Source organism: Candidatus Atelocyanobacterium thalassa isolate ALOHA (assembly GCF_000025125.1).
Classification (GTDB): Bacteria; Cyanobacteriota; Cyanobacteriia; order Cyanobacteriales; family Microcystaceae; genus Atelocyanobacterium; species Atelocyanobacterium thalassae.
The window spans coordinates 624,749-640,483 of the sequence record NC_013771.1 but is presented as its reverse complement, the minus strand read 5'-3'; the positions used below and the strand labels follow the sequence as shown (position 1 = coordinate 640,483).

Sequence of the window (15,735 nt, the reverse complement as noted above, 5' to 3'; positions counted from 1 at the left end):
AATAAAAATTAAAGCTTTAATGTTGACTTGTTTTATCTGCAGTTTTCAAGGTACTTACTGGACAATAACTATCCAGCATCCTGTCTTCAATAGACCCGGTGCTGAAGTATTCATGTCTCAAAAATATGGGTTAGATGGGCCATCCTGGACTTGAACCAGGGACCTCACCCTTATCAGGGGTGCGCTCTAACCACCTGAGCTAATAGCCCTCTTCCCGGAACCCATTTATAGTTTAAAAGCTGATTACATATCCCTTGACGACCTTAGGATTGATGAAAGATAAAGCTATCTTTTGCTTTAGGTCTTTCATTGGTCTCCCTATAAGGAGGTGATCCAGCCACACCTTCCGGTACGGCTACCTTGTTACGACTTCACCCCAGTCACTAGCCCTGCCTTAGGAATCCCCCTCCTCGAAAGGTTAGGGTAACTACTTCGGGCGTGACCAGCTTCCATGGTGTGACGGGCGGTGTGTACAAGGCCCGGGAACGAATTCACCGCAGTATGCTGACCTGCGATTACTAGCGATTCCTCCTTCATGCAGGCGAGTTGCAGCCTGCAATCTGAACTGAGGCTGGGTTTGATGAGATTCGCTATTCCTTGCGGAGTCGCTGCCCTTTGTCCCAACCATTGTAGTACGTGTGTAGCCCAGGGCGTAAGGGGCATGCTGACTTGACGTCGTCCTCACCTTCCTCCGGTTTGTCACCGGCAGTCTTTCTAGAGTGCCCATCTTAATGCTGGCAACTAAAAATAAGGGTTGCGCTCGTTGCGGGACTTAACCCAACATCTCACGACACGAGCTGACGACAGCCATGCACCACCTGTGTTCGCGCTCCCGAAGGCACTCTCAGCTTTCACCGAGATTCGCGACATGTCAAGCCCTGGTAAGGTTCTTCGCGTTGCATCGAATTAAACCACATACTCCACCGCTTGTGCGGGCCCCCGTCAATTCCTTTGAGTTTCACACTTGCGTGCGTACTCCCCAGGCGGGAAACTTAACGCGTTAGCTACGGCACGGCTCGGGTCGATACAAGCCACACCTAGTTTCCATCGTTTACAGCTAGGACTACAGGGGTATCTAATCCCTTTCGCTCCCCTAGCTTTCGTCCCTGAGTGTCAGTTACGGTCCAGTAGCACGCCTTCGCCACCGATGTTCTTCCCAATATCTACGCATTTCACCGCTACACTGGGAATTCCTGCTACCCCTACCGAACTCTAGTTTCCAAGTTTCCACCGCCGTTCCGGAGTTGAGCTCCAGTCTTTAACAGCAGACTTTGGAAACCACCTGCGGACGCTTTACGCCCAATGATTCCGGATAACGCTTGCATCCTCCGTATTACCGCGGCTGCTGGCACGGAGTTAGCCGATACTTATTCCTCAGGTACCGTCAGATCTTCTTCCCTGAGAAAAGAGGTTTACAACCCAAAGGCATTCCTCCCTCACGCGGTATTGCTCCGTCAGGCTTTCGCCCATTGCGGAAAATTCCCCACTGCTGCCTCCCGTAGGAGTCTGGGCCGTGTCTCAGTCCCAGTGTGGCTGCTCATCCTCTCAGACCAGCTACTGATCGAAGCCTTGGTGAGCTCTTACCCCACCAACTAGCTAATCAGACGCGAGCTCCTCTCCAGGCAATAAATTTTTCACCTTACGGCATATTGGGTGTTAGCGGTCGTTTCCAACCGTTATCCCCATCCTAGAGGCAGATTCTCACGCGTTACTCACCCGTCCGCCACTATGTCCGAAGACATCGTTCGACTTGCATGTGTTAGGCATACCGCCAGCGTTCATCCTGAGCCAGGATCAAACTCTCCATAGTGTTTGATTTGACTCGTTACTATCTTTCTTTATTCAAAAAAGATAAGTTATGAGTTTTTACCTATACTTATCTAGACAACTAGATGTCATAAAGGTATAATTTGTTTTAATAACAAGGGCTGTTTTTTTCAGCTTTTAAACTATAAAAATTTCTTGGTTCGGAGCGCGTTCGGCGTTTCCGCTTTCAAACCGCGCATTTACAAATATAACTAATCTAGCTTCCAATGTCAACCCCCTTTTTCATTTTTTTAATAAATACGTATAATTTTCGCAAATTACTTACCCGAATATTCCCTTGATTTCCGCCTTTACTCCCTATTTTACTCATCCAATATCGTCAATATTATTAACTTAATATTTTCTTTCCAAGGTTAAATATGTTAGGTACAACAAATACTGTCCATAAATCTATCCACACATACCGTATTTTGATTGTCGTGAATGAACCAGCTATTTATCAAGAAGTAAAATAACTATATTTAGTAGTCATACCAGCATATTTAAATACTATAAACAGATCTTTCAAAAATTAATTATGGTTTTTAAACAATGCAATGAACAGGATATCTAGCTGGTATTCTAATTAGATAAATAATTTATATTGAAAAATAAGTAAATTCACGATTATTTTATTAGAATATAACAATTGATTTGTAACCTTTAAAAGGCTTACAAGAAAGGAAGGTTTAAGAAAATAATGTTTGGGAAATTTAACAATTCCAGGACTATTTAAAAAATCATGTTTATAATCGGTACAGGATTTTTGTTATCCAAACATACTTCTTAATTAACGTTTACATTTAATTATTATTTTATTGAAATGCCTCGAATACTTGTAATTGAAGACGACGATGCCATCAGAGATCTGATCTCTACTAATTTAGAAATGGCAGGTTATGATATTAACCAAGCTCCGGATGGAATCAAGGGACAAGCTTTAGCTGTCCAATTACAACCAGATTTAATAATGTTAGATTTAATGCTACCAAAAGTAGATGGATTTACAGTTTGTCAAAGGTTACGGAGAGATGAACGCACTGCTGATATTCCTGTTTTAATGCTGTCAGCCTTAGGACAAACTAAAGATAAAGTAGAAGGTTTTAATGCTGGAGCCGATGATTATTTGACCAAACCTTTTGAACTAGCAGAAATGCTGGCAAGAGTTAGAGCACTTTTACGTAGAACGGATCGAATCCCTCAAGCAGCTAAACATTCTGAAATTTTAAATTATGGACCATTAACGCTTATTCCCGAAAGATTTGAAGCAATTTGGTTTGAGCAAACTGTTAAGCTAACTCATTTAGAATTTGAATTATTACATTGCTTATTGCAAAGGCATGGGCAAACTGTTTCTCCAAGTGAAATACTAAAAGAAGTATGGGGATATGATCCCGATGACGATATTGAAACTATACGTGTTCATATTCGGCATCTAAGAACAAAACTAGAGCCAGATCCAAGACATCCTTGTTATATTAAAACAGTTTATGGAGCCGGTTATTGTCTTGAGCTACCTAGTTCTAAACAGTTACCTGCATCAGATGATTTAGCTGTAGTTTAAATTTTATTTGTTTAAGTATAATGGGGATGATTTAGTAAAATTATTTGAATATCCTAAATGTATGGTTATAAAAAAATAATAAACTAGTATAGTGATCTTAATTGGTAGATTTTTAGAAGTAATCTTTTCCCTTTATGTTACCCCCTATTCAACTTCTTCCCCCTGAAATTGTAAGCATAATAGCAGCAGGAGAAATTATAGATTCTCTAGCATCTGTAGTCCGGGAGCTAGTGGATAACTGTATTGATGCAAAATCAACTCGTATAGAAATTTCTTTAAATACTGAGTCTTGGCAAATTAGCGTTACTGATAATGGTGTGGGGATGTCTTTACAAGACTTGCGTAATTGTGCGAGAGCTCATCATACTAATAAAATTCATAAGCTAGATGACCTTTGCCATATTCGCAGTTTAGGTTTTCGAGGAGAAGCTTTATTCAGTATTGCCAATGTAGGTCAATTGACTATCAAAAGTCGTCACGATATAGAAGATAGTAAAGGATGGTGTATTTCATATAATTTACAAGGACAACCTGTTCACGAAAAAGTTGTTGCTATTGCTCCAGGTACTATTATCACTATTTCTGATATCTTTGGTAATATGCCAGTCCGGCGAAAAGGCTTACCTAGTTTTAAAAAACAGTTAAAAGCAATACGAAATGTTATCGAAAATGCATCTATATGCCATCCAAATATTACGTGGAATATAAAATTAAATGGTAAATCTTGGATTAATATTAGTCCAGGGAAAAATTCACAGCAAATAATACCTCAATTACTAAATCAAATTAATTATAATGACTTAAAATTTACTTCCAGTGAGGTAAAAAATCCATCATATAAAAGTAGTAGTATTAATATTGTTCTAGGATTACCTGATAGGTGTCATCGTAGTTGTTCTGACTGGGTAAAGATAGCCATTAACGGGCGAGTCGTCAGATTACCTCAATTAGAGCAAGCAATAATTCGTTCTTTTGGCAGATGTTTACCGAAAGGACGTTCTCCAATTTGTTTTTTAGAATTATATGTACCATTTGAAGAAGTAGACTGGAATCGACATCCAATAAAATCTGAAGTTTATTTACATTTTATAGAATTTTGGGAAGAGCAAATATCTAACATAGTCCAAGATAATCTTAGATTATCTTCATCGTCCTCTATTGTTTTAGGGGATAGTGAAAGATTACATAAATTGCTCAAATCTTCGATAGAAAAAAATGACTACAGTTATAGTGATAACCTCAATAGTATTAATAAATTAGATTTATTACCATTAAAAGCAGTTGGACAAGTTAATAAAACATACATTGTCGCAGAACATCCTAATGGTCTATGGCTAGTGGAACAGCATATTGCTCATGAAAGGATCTTATACGAAAAATTACAAGATGAATGGAAATTGACAACAATTGATAGTCCTATAGTAGTTAAGTTATTAGATCATCAAGTTAAGCAATTACAAAGTATTGGATTAGAACTTGAAATTTTTGGAGAACAGATGTGGACAATTAGAACAATTCCACAATTACTAGTGGGAGAAAAAAATTATTTAGATATTTTGTTAGAACTGAGTCTAGAAAAAAATCTAGAGTCAGCACAAGTTGCAACTGCTTGTAAGAGTGCTATTCGTAATGGAGTATCTTTAGAATTACAAAAAATGCAGGAAATTTTAGATGGTTGGAAAAATACTCGTAATCCAAGAACTTGCCCACATGGAAGACCTATTTATCTACCTCTAGATGAATCGGTACTATCATATTTTTTTCGTCGTCATTGGGTCATTGGTAAAAGTCATGGTATATGATGACCTGAAAAGCATTTGCTTATACATTTAAAACTAATCTTTTTCATATACAAACTACATTAATGTATAAAAATATTTAACAAATAATGTAATAATACTTTTTACAAACCTAATAAGCAACATAACTTATATATTATTCTAGCTCCGACATTTCCGTCCCATTCACCATTACCCACTTCAGAAACATCAAACCCAATTATTTTTCTATTACTATCAATTACTTGTTTTAATAAATAAAATACTGCTTCTAAATTTAATCCACCAGCTACAGGGGTTCCTGTATGAGGACATAATTTAGGATCTAAACCATCTAAATCGAAACTAATATAAACTTGCTCAGGTAAGTTGCTAATAATTTTTTGGCATTGTTCATACCAACTTACGCCCTCATATCGAGACTTTTTTAAATAGGAATCATAATAGGTAATTATTCGGTTATTAGATGATCTAATAATAACTGTTTCTTCTTCGCAAAAATCTCGAATTCCAACTTGAACTAATTTAATAACTTGAGGTATTTTTAGTACATTATTCATAATTGAAGCATGAGAATAATAAAATCCTTGGTAATCTACTCTTAAATCAGCATGTGCATCAATATGAAGAATTCCAAAATCATTATTGTGTCTAGCTAAGGCTTGAATATACCCAAGTGGAACACTATGATCTCCACCAACAATACCAACTTTTTTCCCTACTTGAATAGCAGCACTAGCTTGTTCATCTACCCAATCCACCATTTTCTGGCAAGCAGAATTAACACTTATTAATTCTTGTTGTAGTTGTTCACAACTTTTGATATCTATATTTTTTTCAGTTGCCTCGATTATTTTTAAGGCTTTCTTTCTAAATTTTTGGTTAAGTGTTAATAAAAATTGCGAAATTGATGGCATAAAAATTCCTTGCTTCCAACCATGAGGATTGTCTAAATCATAAAGATCCAGCTGGGGAGAAGCTTCCAGCACCCTTAATGGTCCCAATCCTGTACCAGTTTTATAAGAGACCGTTACCTCCCAGGGGATACCAAAAACAATAATTCCAGAATTTTCATAAAAATAAGGTAATCCGTATAAATTACCATTTTCTATTCCAATACTACTCGGATTAAAATCTAATAGGCTCTTATTTCGATTATTCATTCAGCATATTTTGAACGAAGGTTGGTAAGCAAAAAGCAGAACGATGAATACCAGGATTATAGTATTTCAAGTTATGTTTTTTAGTAAAAATTTCTGCTTGTTCAGAATCAAAGTTTTTTAATGGATGCATACTACCCTTCCTGGCATATCCAAAGCTCCACATCCCAGTCGGATATGTAGGAATAAAACTTAAATAAGAATGAACATTTTCTTTGCCAAAGATATCACTTAAGCAATTATTAATATCAACAAAAACTTTTTGATTAAAACATGGAGATTCTGTATTAGCTGCCATAGCTCCATCAGGTTTTAGACAACGATAAATTTGTCGATAAAATTCATAGCTAAATAATCCTTCAGCAGGTCCAACAGGATCAGATGAATCTACTATAATCAAATCATACTGTTCATTATCTGTATTATGAATAAAAGTAATCCCATCTTCTATATGTAAATCGACTTTTTCATTATTAAGTTGACTAGATAGTGATGGTAAATATTGTTTTGAAGCTCTAATTATAGTTTCATCAATTTCTACTATGGTTATCTTTTGAATGTGAGAATGACGGATTAATTCCCTTACACTACCACCATCTCCGCCTCCAATGACTAATACATTGGAGAATGAGGGGTTAAGTAACATGGGTACATGTACTATCATTTCATGATAGGCATTTTCATCTTTTTCAGTACACATGACCATCTTATCAATGGTTAACATTTTCCCGTATTCGAAAGTATCAAAAATTTCTACTGTTTGATAAGGTGACTTTTCATAAAAAATATGCTCTCCTTTATGGCGTATGGAAAGAGCAACATTTTCATTACGATCAGTCAACCAAACACTTCTACTGATTTTTGGAATAACTAGCTTATTAGTGGTTTCGTCACGAAGTTCTCCTAGATCAATATCTATCCTCTCAAGTAACTCTAATTGTCCACGGTTCAATTCTAATGCAGAACCATAATCAGCTTTAAATAGGATTTTTAATCTATCAAAAGATATCCATGGATTTACAGTATCACCACAAGTAAATAAATCTACTGCTGCATAACGATACTCTGGCCATGTATGAATAGCTAGATGGCTCTCTTGAATAACGACTACTCCAGATACACCAAATGGAGAAAAATGATGAAATGTTGAATTAATAACTGTTGCTCCAGCCTCTTGAGCAGCTACTAACATACTAGATTCAATTACTGAAACATTGTTCAAAATTTCAGATGAGCACCCAAAAAATTCAACTAAGATATGACGTCCTAAAGAGTTCATTGTTAAAGCCTTCTAAACATAATTAATAAAAAGTGTGAGATTATTGTTTCCATAATTACTATATTTATGTGAACAATATAATCATTTAAGAAATTATATGATTATCTCTACATAACAAACATTACAATATAAAGTCTATAATTCATTATTTAAGATAGGTATAATTGTACAAAGCATCTTTATAATACTTTAAAAATAACTGAGACTCTTTAAAAGTTATTTGACGATTTTTAAAAGCATTTTGAGTCTTTTTATGCATACTTTTAATCATATCTCGACTATTATACTCTAAGTATTTTAATACTTCTGCTACTGAATCTCCTTTGATAATAGATTCAATATGATATCCATTTTGATCTAATTTAATGTGTACTGCATTAGTATCTCCAAAAAGGTTATGTAAACTACCTAAAATTTCTTGATATGCTCCAGTTAAAAAAAACCTAAATAATATGGTTCATTTTTATTCCAAGAATGTAGTTCTAAATGAGGTTTAACATTCTGGTATCCAATAAAACGAGAAACTTTTCCATCACTGTCACAAGTTAAATCAGCAAGAGTACCGAGTTCAGTTGGCCTTTCAGTAAGACGATGAATAGGCATTATTGGAAATAACTGATCAATAGACCAATTATCAGGAAGAGATTGAAAAACTGAGAAGTTGCAGTAATAAGTTGACAACAGGAGTTGATGAAGGTTATCTAGCTCATCAACTTCTAAATCTACTTTTTGCAAAATATTTTTTATTTTATGACAACATTTCCAAAATAGTCCCTCTGCCTTACCTCTTTCATACAAGCTTAAATATCCAAAAGAGAAAAGACTTTCTATTTCTTGTTTTAGTTGTAAAACATCGTGATATGCTTCTTGGAAATTAGTTTCATTGATAGAAACATATATTTCTAATATTTCCTGTACCAATGTATGGCAATTCTCAATTTCAATAGTGTCATTAAATTCTTCTATTTTATCTATTCCTAAAACATTAACTATGAGAATGGATTGATGAGAGGCTACAGATCTACCGCTTTCACTGACAATAACGGGAACTTCAATATCATTGTTATTACAGGCTGTCTTAATAGCTGCAACGACATCATTAGCGTAATTTTGCATGCTGTAGTTCTTAGATGCAGGAAAATTAGTATTTGAACCATCATAATCAATCCCTAAGCCTCCACCTACATCAAAGTATTCCATAGGAGCCCCAAGTTGACATAAGTTTACATAAATCTGACTAGCTTCACTCAATGCATCTTTTATAGTTGCAATAGCAGAGATTTGAGAACCTATATGAAAATGAAGTAATTTAAGCTTGGTAAGCATTTCAGACTTACGTAATTGATCAAGTGCACATATGATTTCTGTTACACTAAGTCCAAATTTTGCTCTATCTCCTGCAGAGTCAGCCCAGCGGCTATCCCCCTTAGCACTTAGCTTTGCACGAATTCCTAGGTTTGGTTTAATACCATGTTCTAGAACAACATCAGCTACTAAATATATTTCACTTAATTGTTCAACAACTATTAGAATGTTATAGCCTAAATGGTAGGCTATAACAGCTGTTTCAACATATTTTTTATCTTTATATCCGTTACATATAAGAAGAGAATTAGAATTTTTTAGCTGCGCTAAAGCAATAAGTAATTCTGGCTTTGACCCTACTTCCAGTCCATATTTATGCTTATAACCATAGTTAACAATTGATTCAACTATATGGCGCTGTTGATTGACTTTAATGGGAAAAACACCTTGATATGAACCATCATAACTGTATCTAACCATCGCTTTAGCAAAACAGTTATTAAGCTGTTCAATTCTATCTTCTATTATGTCTGGAAAGTGGACTAACAAAGGTAAGTTCAAATTTCTTTTTTCTAAGTTTTGAACTAATTTAAAGAGATTTAAAGCTTTATCCTTATTATTTTGAGGAGAAACTATTATATGCCCTATATCATTAATATTAAAATAAGGCTTCCCCCATTTTTTTAATCCATATAGCTCTTCACTATCTTGTATAGACCAATTAGATTTCACTTATATTTTCTCTAATAAATAAATTTTTCATAAGGTAATACATGATTTTCCAAGGTCATATATTAATCGATTTAACATTTAAACTAATTAATTTTAGCAACAAAAAACTAATTAGTTTAAATGAATAATATATCTAGTTAGTTGTTTTTCTTCGTAGAGTTTTTAATAATTTTGTAAATTCGATTGGGGGATTAGCAGTTATTTCAATTTTATTTGAACTAACTGGATGTATTAAACTTAATTTATGAGCATGTAATGCTTGACCTGACAAATTAATATTAAATGAATGATTAGAGCTATACAATGGATCTCCTAATATAGGACAACCCAAGAAACTACTGTGAACTCTTATTTGGTGAGTTCTGCCAGTTCCTAGTTTAAAATTAACCATACTATAGTTACCCAATCTCTCCAAAATTTTCCAGTAAGTAACCGCTTTACGTCCGTTCTTTTCAGAAGGCATGACTGCCATCTTTTTTCTATCTATTAGATGACGACCAATAGGCAAATCTATAACCCCTTTATTCACTACATTATCATTATTTTCTCTATTTTTTAAAACACCATGTATGATAGCTAAATACTCTCTTTCGACTACTCTATCTCTAATTTGTTTTTGTAAATGCTGATGTACAAAATCTGTTTTTGCTATGACTATTGTCCCTGTCGTATCTTTGTCTAGACGATGAACTATACCTGGTCTTTGAACTTCTCCAATACCAGATAAATCTCTACAATGATGCAATAAAGCATGGACAAGAGTTCCGTTTTCATGTCCGGGAGACGGATGTACAACCATCCCAGCTACTTTATTAATAATAATTAAATATTTATCTTCATATAAAACATCAAGTGGAATAGCTTCCGGTATTAATTCTAATTTTTTAGGTGATGGCACAAAAACTTCTAAACAATCACCGGCTATCAATTGCTCTTTTTTAGTTTTACATATTTTATTATTTAAAATAATATTTCCTGCTTGAATAAGTTTTTGAATACGAGCACGTGAAATATTTAAAATATGTTTTGATAACCAACGATCAATTCGATCACCTTTATCTTCTACGATTAGTTTTAAATTCATAATTAGCTGATTAAGATCGCTTAATTATTTTTTGTAACAAACTTCAATAACAGTATGTATATTTCCTCTTGGATTAAAATTACCTTTTAAAGTTGCTTCTGAAGGTTCACATGCTTCTACAAAATCATCCAATATTTGATTGATTGATTCCTCGTGAGAAATATATTTATCACGAAAGCCATTTATATAAAGTTTTAACGCTTTAAGCTCTAAGATTTTTTGATTAGGAACATATTTAAATTCAAGAGTCGCAAAATCAGGATGACCTGAGAAAGGACATTTACAGGTAAACTCAGGCAAAGTAATTAGTATGCTATAAGATCTACCTATACGAGGATTAGGGAATGTAATTAGTTCCCCTTCTATAATATTACGTTCCCCGTATTTTAATGTTGAAGAATTAGTATCTGGAATTTCATTCATAAGATAAATTATTTATTAGGATATAAAACAATATTTAAATTAACTAGTTAGGTAAAAAAAGATAAATTTTTTTAAAGAAGACATTCATCTTTTTTTTCTTCTTTTATGTGGTCTACAAATCGTCGAAGAACTCCATTAATAAAACGATAGCCATCATCATCAGAGTAACGTTTTGCAAGTTCAACGGCTTCATTAATAGCGACTTTTTCGGGAATATTAAGAAGTAAAATTTCTGCAACTGCAATACGTAGAATATCTTGATCTATTTTTGCTAATCTTCTTAACTGCCAATCTTTTAAAACTGTTTCTAATTGATTATCAAGTTCTTTTTTCTTTCTACATATAGAATGAATAATTTCAATAGCATATTTTTGTACATCATCTTGACCAGCTAATTGAATTATTTCAGGAAATTCTATTGCCCCTGCTAAGCAGTTAATTGCTCCCTGAGTTAATTCTAAAGCTTCTGCGAGCATTGTTTTAGCACTTTCAAGATTACTAGAACGTGTCTCATATTTAAATAATTGGTTGTGACCTCTTATTATTTCTCCCGAAGCAGTTTCTAACGTATCTTTTACTTCGTTAGTAAGAACACGAATAGCCGCTAAAACAAGATTTTCAATTTGAAGCTGCTCAATTTTTTCTGGAGTCCCTTTAACTTGACTCATGCTTAGTAAGGCTAATTCACGAGCAATTCTACGAGGTTGTTGACGAGAAGTCATAATTAATTATCAACATTTTTTAAAGTGGGTATATCTTCATCGGTAATTAAGAAATCTTCTCTGATTATCGATGTAGAAGTATTAGTATTAGCTAATTCATTATCTTCTTGTGATAATGAATAACTAGAAATATCAGGACTAACAATACCTCCAGAAATTAAAACCTTGAAAGCATCTTCGATAGAAACTGGTAAGTCTATAACATCATCTTCAGCAATGATAGAATACCAGCCAGAGGTAGGATTAGGAGTGGTGGGAATAAATATACTTAACATGGGTTTTTCTAAATAAGCTTGTAAAGGAGGACTTAAAGTTCCAGTTACAAAACCTAAACTCCAAATTCCACGTCGAGGGTACTCTATCATAACAACACGTCTGAATTTACTTTTGGAATCTTTAAAAAGAGTTTCTAGGATCTGCTTTAATGTTTTATACACTGCTCCAGCTAAAGGAATAGATTGCAAAATACGCTCGCCAAAGTCTAGTAACCATTTACCAGCTATATTACGAGCCATTAAACCTATTATTAATATACAAACAATTGGAACAGCAAATCCAACACTCAAATTAAGACAATAACTTAAGATAGGATTCAGTCCATCAAAAGGATTTAATTGTTTGGGAATTTGAGTTAGAAAATTAATAACCCAACTAGCAATATTAATAGTTAGCCAAATAGTAGTTGCTAAAGGAATAACAACTAAGAGACCAGCAATAAAATCATTTTTCAAGTCTTGTTGAAAGTGCTGCAGCACAGATTAACAACTCTCCATTTTAAAAAACTAATAATTAATTAGGCAAAGCCCTTAATAAAAATAGATAATTTTTATTTTATACTATTCTTATTCTACCTTTCTATTTTAGTATTTAGTTTTATTACTTTTTAAACAGCTAATAATACAAACACTGAAAATAAATATTTATAATTTTTATGTATATGAAGTTTTTTATAGATTGATAGTGATTGTTAGCATTTTTTCTCTCATCAACTTAATTAATAAAATAAGATAAGAATATTCTACATCTCGTTATGTATATAAAAATAATGAAAACTATTCAATTATGCTGAAATTCAATAGGATATTAAATTTCAGTATAATTGCTTTTCTAGTCTTTAAAATACATTGTGATTATGAATACTTGTTTTTAGATTTATTATTAGACTTGATTGAATAATTCAAAAAATAGGCAAGAAAATATATTAAGATAAAAATACTGTTTAAACAAAACATTCATACTGAACAATTCTAGTAGCAAAACGATATCGTATAATCTTTAACTAAATAATAGTAAATTAAATATGATTAAGGTAGCTTAAAATCTTTTTCAAGTATTGTCCCTAATTTACACTGCTTCAGCTCAAAAACTTTGATATGAAAAATCAGAAATAAGATTGCTTATAAAAACTCTACTCTATAAAATAAATCTTATATGAAATCTAGTAGCTACTACAACCACCCTAACCTAGTTCATTACTCTTCACAAAACTATGCCTTACACAATTTCTGAAAGTTGTTCTAGCTGTAATAGTTGTCGAGTTGATTGTCCTACTAATGCTATTCAATTCAACAATGGCAAATATTGGATTGACCAAAAACTATGTAATAATTGCCAAGGTTACTATACTGAACCTCAATGTATTGTTCAATGCCCTATTAGTAGCCCGATTCCTATTCATCCGAAAAAAGGTAGATATAAAAATATTACTAGAGACATTACATCTCCTGAATTATTTATTAACAGAAAAAATACTCCTTTTGCTTCTTCTATGATTATTTGGGAAGCTTGCACTGTATTAACTCAAGCTCCAGTTTTAAATTGGGAAAAAGATATACAAGGTAATCTTTATTACAAACGCTTTGTTAAACAAGGAGAAGGAACAATATTATTTCGTTTAAATGATGTCTTAGATTCTCGGCCTTCTGGCCTAGTAAGATATTTAACCGATCCGTCTAAGCTTAATTTTATAGATATTAGGTCTGCTTGCTTGCATCTTTTATTCTCCGCTTATGCAACTACTTTAGAGAGACCCTGGGAACAAAAATTTATAATTAATGACCAACAAATTGAACAGTATTTGGGATTAGATAAACGCAAAGATATTAGCAAGACAACGAAGTTAACTCTAATTAAATTATTATTACAACAAACTTGCCAATTATTAGCAATTATAAACTGGCCACAACAAGGAAAAGTTAAAAGGTTCACAATACCAGAAGGACCTTTATGGCATTTGCTAGATATTCAACACTATTTTCAGGAAGATGATTTTGGCTGTCAGCATTTAATCGGCTTAACATTTACTTTAAGAGCTGGAATATGGTCAAAATATTTTTTAAATAAACAAGGTTACAACAACAGGATTGCATTTTATCAGTATGGTTCTTTACCTCAATTTATATTAAGTACTGTAATGAGTATTTGGCAGCAACACCCTGGGGCAATACGAATACTACTTTGGTTACTTTTTAAAAGTAAAATGGGTAGGAAACAATGTGTAACTGTTCCTACTCTAATGAAGGTTGCTTATGGCCAAGATAGAGTACTTCAAGCAGATATTAAAAGGAATCAAAGAAAAAAAATATTGAAAACTTTTGAAGGTGATTTAGAAGTACTTAATCATTATGGAGTTAAGGCAGTCTTTGACCCTATCTCTTATCCAGAAAACATACAACCTTTGTGGGTTAAGGTATCAAAATTACCAGATGACGCTGAAGAAGCATTAAACTTTTGGATTAATGATGGTTCTCAAGAACATCGTTTAACAGACTCTGGGCCAAGGGGGAAATGGAACTGGCTTATGAAAGCAAGAATTTTAAATTTTGAACTTCCACAGGAGTGGGAAGAAGAATTAATAAAATTTGAACGAAAAAAGCAACAAAAAAACAGTCAAAAAAATCGTGTAAAAAAATCTTCTCAATTATCCGCAGAAAAAATCCAATATGCAAGAAAAAAGAAAGGGCTAAGTCAAAGAGCATTAGCAAAACAAGTAGGGAAAAGCCAGAGTTGGATTAGAGACTTAGAAAAAGGACGTTGTTCTGCTAAAGCTGAAGATCGTGAAAATCTTCAAAGTATTTTAGAACTATAATAGTTCTATTACTGAATCTATTGCTATAAGATAGTAAGGTAAAGTGAAGTATTTAACGCATAAAGCGAAATAGTATTTCTAGTACTTTTCTCTGAATATTATCTTCAAAATATCTAAAAAGTTATTGTATTATAGATATCTAATGATCCATAATAGTATAAATGTTCTAAGATTAGTTAGAGCCCATGGAACTTTTAACTTCTGCCCAGCAAGAATTATATGACTGGTTAGTCCAGTATATTAACGAAAATCAGCATGCTCCCTCTATCCGTCAAATGATGATAGCTATGAATCTTCGATCACCAGCCCCAGTTCAAAGCCGGCTGGAACATCTAAGAAATAAAGGTTACATCGCTTGGACAGAAGGGAAAGCTCGTACTATTAGAATATTAAATTCTGAACCAAAAGGTATTCCTATTATAGGTACAATTGAAATAGGTGGAGTTATAAAATTTTTTGATAGTGTAAAATACCGAGTAGATTTTTGCTACTTATCATATGTTGAAAATGCTTGGGGTTTAGTTGTATCAGACAAAATAACAAGCAATGATTCAATAAAAGCTAATGATATAGCTGTCATGCGTCCTTTTAAAGAAAACGAAATTTTAAAGAAAGAGCAAATCATAGTGGCTAGAATAGAAAAACACAAAATAATTTTGAAACGATACAGTAAATGGGGAGATATGGCTATGCTAAAATCTATAGACTCAGATTATCAGCTTTTAAAGATAGAACCAAATCAGTTACAAATCGAGGGAGTACTGATAGGTATTTGGAAAAAACTTTAATAGGAA

Annotated in this window: 13 protein-coding genes, 1 tRNA gene and 1 rRNA gene; 5 read left to right on the top strand and 10 right to left on the bottom strand. The window is 33.3% G+C overall.

Features of this window, described 5'->3' with window-relative positions; all coding sequences use genetic code 11:
- Positions 1-19: 19 nt before the first annotated feature.
- Positions 20-154 (top strand): hypothetical protein, encoded by a 135-nt coding sequence (locus UCYN_RS06255; protein ID WP_261330634.1) that lies wholly within the window; start codon positions 20-22, stop codon positions 152-154.
- Here the strand turns inward: UCYN_RS06255 and UCYN_RS02680 are convergent.
- Positions 136-209, bottom strand: a tRNA-Ile gene (locus UCYN_RS02680). The two genes, UCYN_RS06255 and UCYN_RS02680, sit on opposite strands and share 19 nt — an antisense overlap.
- A 112-nt stretch (positions 210-321) precedes the next feature.
- Positions 322-1,810: ribosomal RNA gene (locus UCYN_RS02675) — 16S ribosomal RNA — on the bottom strand.
- 819 nt (positions 1,811-2,629) lie between these two features.
- Here UCYN_RS02675 and rpaA point away from each other — a divergent pair.
- Entirely contained in the window at positions 2,630-3,370 is a 741-nt protein-coding gene (gene rpaA, locus UCYN_RS02670) for a two component system response regulator RpaA (RefSeq protein WP_012953961.1), read from the top strand.
- A 134-nt stretch (positions 3,371-3,504) separates the two neighbouring features.
- Positions 3,505-5,172, top strand: a complete 1,668-nt coding sequence (mutL, locus tag UCYN_RS02665; protein WP_012953960.1) for a DNA mismatch repair endonuclease MutL — start codon at positions 3,505-3,507, stop codon at positions 5,170-5,172.
- A 101-nt stretch (positions 5,173-5,273) separates the two neighbouring features.
- On the opposite strand, the gene UCYN_RS02660 is transcribed toward mutL, so the two are convergent.
- The 8 genes from UCYN_RS02660 to UCYN_RS02630 all read right to left on the bottom strand — a co-directional run bounded on the left by UCYN_RS02660 (position 5,274) and on the right by UCYN_RS02630 (position 12,608).
- Positions 5,274-6,311 carry an agmatinase family protein gene (locus UCYN_RS02660; protein ID WP_012953959.1) on the bottom strand — a complete coding sequence of 346 codons (1,038 nt, stop codon included), beginning with the start codon at positions 6,309-6,311 and terminating at the stop codon, positions 5,274-5,276.
- Positions 6,304-7,587: a polyamine aminopropyltransferase gene (gene speE / locus UCYN_RS02655; RefSeq protein ID WP_012953958.1), complete on the bottom strand. Its 1,284-nt coding sequence runs from the start codon at positions 7,585-7,587 to the stop codon at positions 6,304-6,306. Before speE ends, UCYN_RS02660 begins: the two co-directional genes overlap by 8 nt.
- Before the next feature lie 145 nt (positions 7,588-7,732).
- Positions 7,733-7,846 carry a hypothetical protein gene (locus tag UCYN_RS06230; RefSeq protein WP_236608136.1) on the bottom strand — a complete coding sequence of 38 codons (114 nt, stop codon included), beginning with the start codon at positions 7,844-7,846 and terminating at the stop codon, positions 7,733-7,735.
- Between the two features lie 173 nt (positions 7,847-8,019).
- On the bottom strand, positions 8,020-9,624 hold the full coding sequence (gene speA / locus UCYN_RS02650; protein ID WP_012953957.1) for a biosynthetic arginine decarboxylase: 1,605 nt from the start codon (positions 9,622-9,624) through the stop codon (positions 8,020-8,022).
- Positions 9,625-9,757: 133 nt separating this feature from the next.
- Complete coding sequence (locus tag UCYN_RS02645; RefSeq protein ID WP_012953956.1) at positions 9,758-10,708, bottom strand: RluA family pseudouridine synthase; 951 nt, start codon at positions 10,706-10,708, stop codon at positions 9,758-9,760.
- 24 nt (positions 10,709-10,732) lie between these two features.
- The gene (gene queF, locus UCYN_RS02640; RefSeq protein WP_012953955.1) at positions 10,733-11,131 is read right to left on the bottom strand and encodes a preQ(1) synthase; all 399 of its coding nucleotides are present in this window, start codon (positions 11,129-11,131) and stop codon (positions 10,733-10,735) included.
- 71 nt (positions 11,132-11,202) lie between these two features.
- On the bottom strand, positions 11,203-11,853 hold the full coding sequence (nusB, locus tag UCYN_RS02635) for a transcription antitermination factor NusB (protein ID WP_012953954.1): 651 nt from the start codon (positions 11,851-11,853) through the stop codon (positions 11,203-11,205).
- Between the two features lie 2 nt (positions 11,854-11,855).
- Positions 11,856-12,608: a DUF502 domain-containing protein gene (locus UCYN_RS02630; protein WP_012953953.1), complete on the bottom strand. Its 753-nt coding sequence runs from the start codon at positions 12,606-12,608 to the stop codon at positions 11,856-11,858.
- 734 nt (positions 12,609-13,342) lie between these two features.
- On the opposite strand from UCYN_RS02630, the gene UCYN_RS02625 reads away from it, so the two are divergent.
- Entirely contained in the window at positions 13,343-14,941 is a 1,599-nt protein-coding gene (locus tag UCYN_RS02625) for a helix-turn-helix domain-containing protein (RefSeq protein ID WP_012953952.1), read from the top strand.
- A 185-nt stretch (positions 14,942-15,126) separates the two neighbouring features.
- Positions 15,127-15,729: a transcriptional repressor LexA gene (gene lexA / locus UCYN_RS02620; RefSeq protein WP_012953951.1), complete on the top strand. Its 603-nt coding sequence runs from the start codon at positions 15,127-15,129 to the stop codon at positions 15,727-15,729.
- Positions 15,730-15,735: the final 6 nt, after the last annotated feature.

Bases quoted from the DNA above. Each gene is read 5' to 3' on its own strand.
- UCYN_RS06255 (WP_261330634.1), top strand. From the start codon at position 20: ATGTTGACTTGTTTTATCTGCAGTTTTCAAGGTACTTACTGGACAATA.
- rpaA (WP_012953961.1), top strand. From the start codon at position 2,630: ATGCCTCGAATACTTGTAATTGAAGACGACGATGCCATCAGAGATCTG.
- mutL (WP_012953960.1), top strand. From the start codon at position 3,505: ATGTTACCCCCTATTCAACTTCTTCCCCCTGAAATTGTAAGCATAATA.
- UCYN_RS02660 (WP_012953959.1), bottom strand. From the start codon at position 6,311: ATGAATAATCGAAATAAGAGCCTATTAGATTTTAATCCGAGTAGTATT.
- speE (WP_012953958.1), bottom strand. From the start codon at position 7,587: ATGAACTCTTTAGGACGTCATATCTTAGTTGAATTTTTTGGGTGCTCA.
- UCYN_RS06230 (WP_236608136.1), bottom strand. From the start codon at position 7,846: ATGCATAAAAAGACTCAAAATGCTTTTAAAAATCGTCAAATAACTTTT.
- UCYN_RS02645 (WP_012953956.1), bottom strand. From the start codon at position 10,708: ATGAATTTAAAACTAATCGTAGAAGATAAAGGTGATCGAATTGATCGT.
- queF (WP_012953955.1), bottom strand. From the start codon at position 11,131: ATGAATGAAATTCCAGATACTAATTCTTCAACATTAAAATACGGGGAA.
- nusB (WP_012953954.1), bottom strand. From the start codon at position 11,853: ATGACTTCTCGTCAACAACCTCGTAGAATTGCTCGTGAATTAGCCTTA.
- UCYN_RS02625 (WP_012953952.1), top strand. From the start codon at position 13,343: ATGCCTTACACAATTTCTGAAAGTTGTTCTAGCTGTAATAGTTGTCGA.
- lexA (WP_012953951.1), top strand. From the start codon at position 15,127: ATGGAACTTTTAACTTCTGCCCAGCAAGAATTATATGACTGGTTAGTC.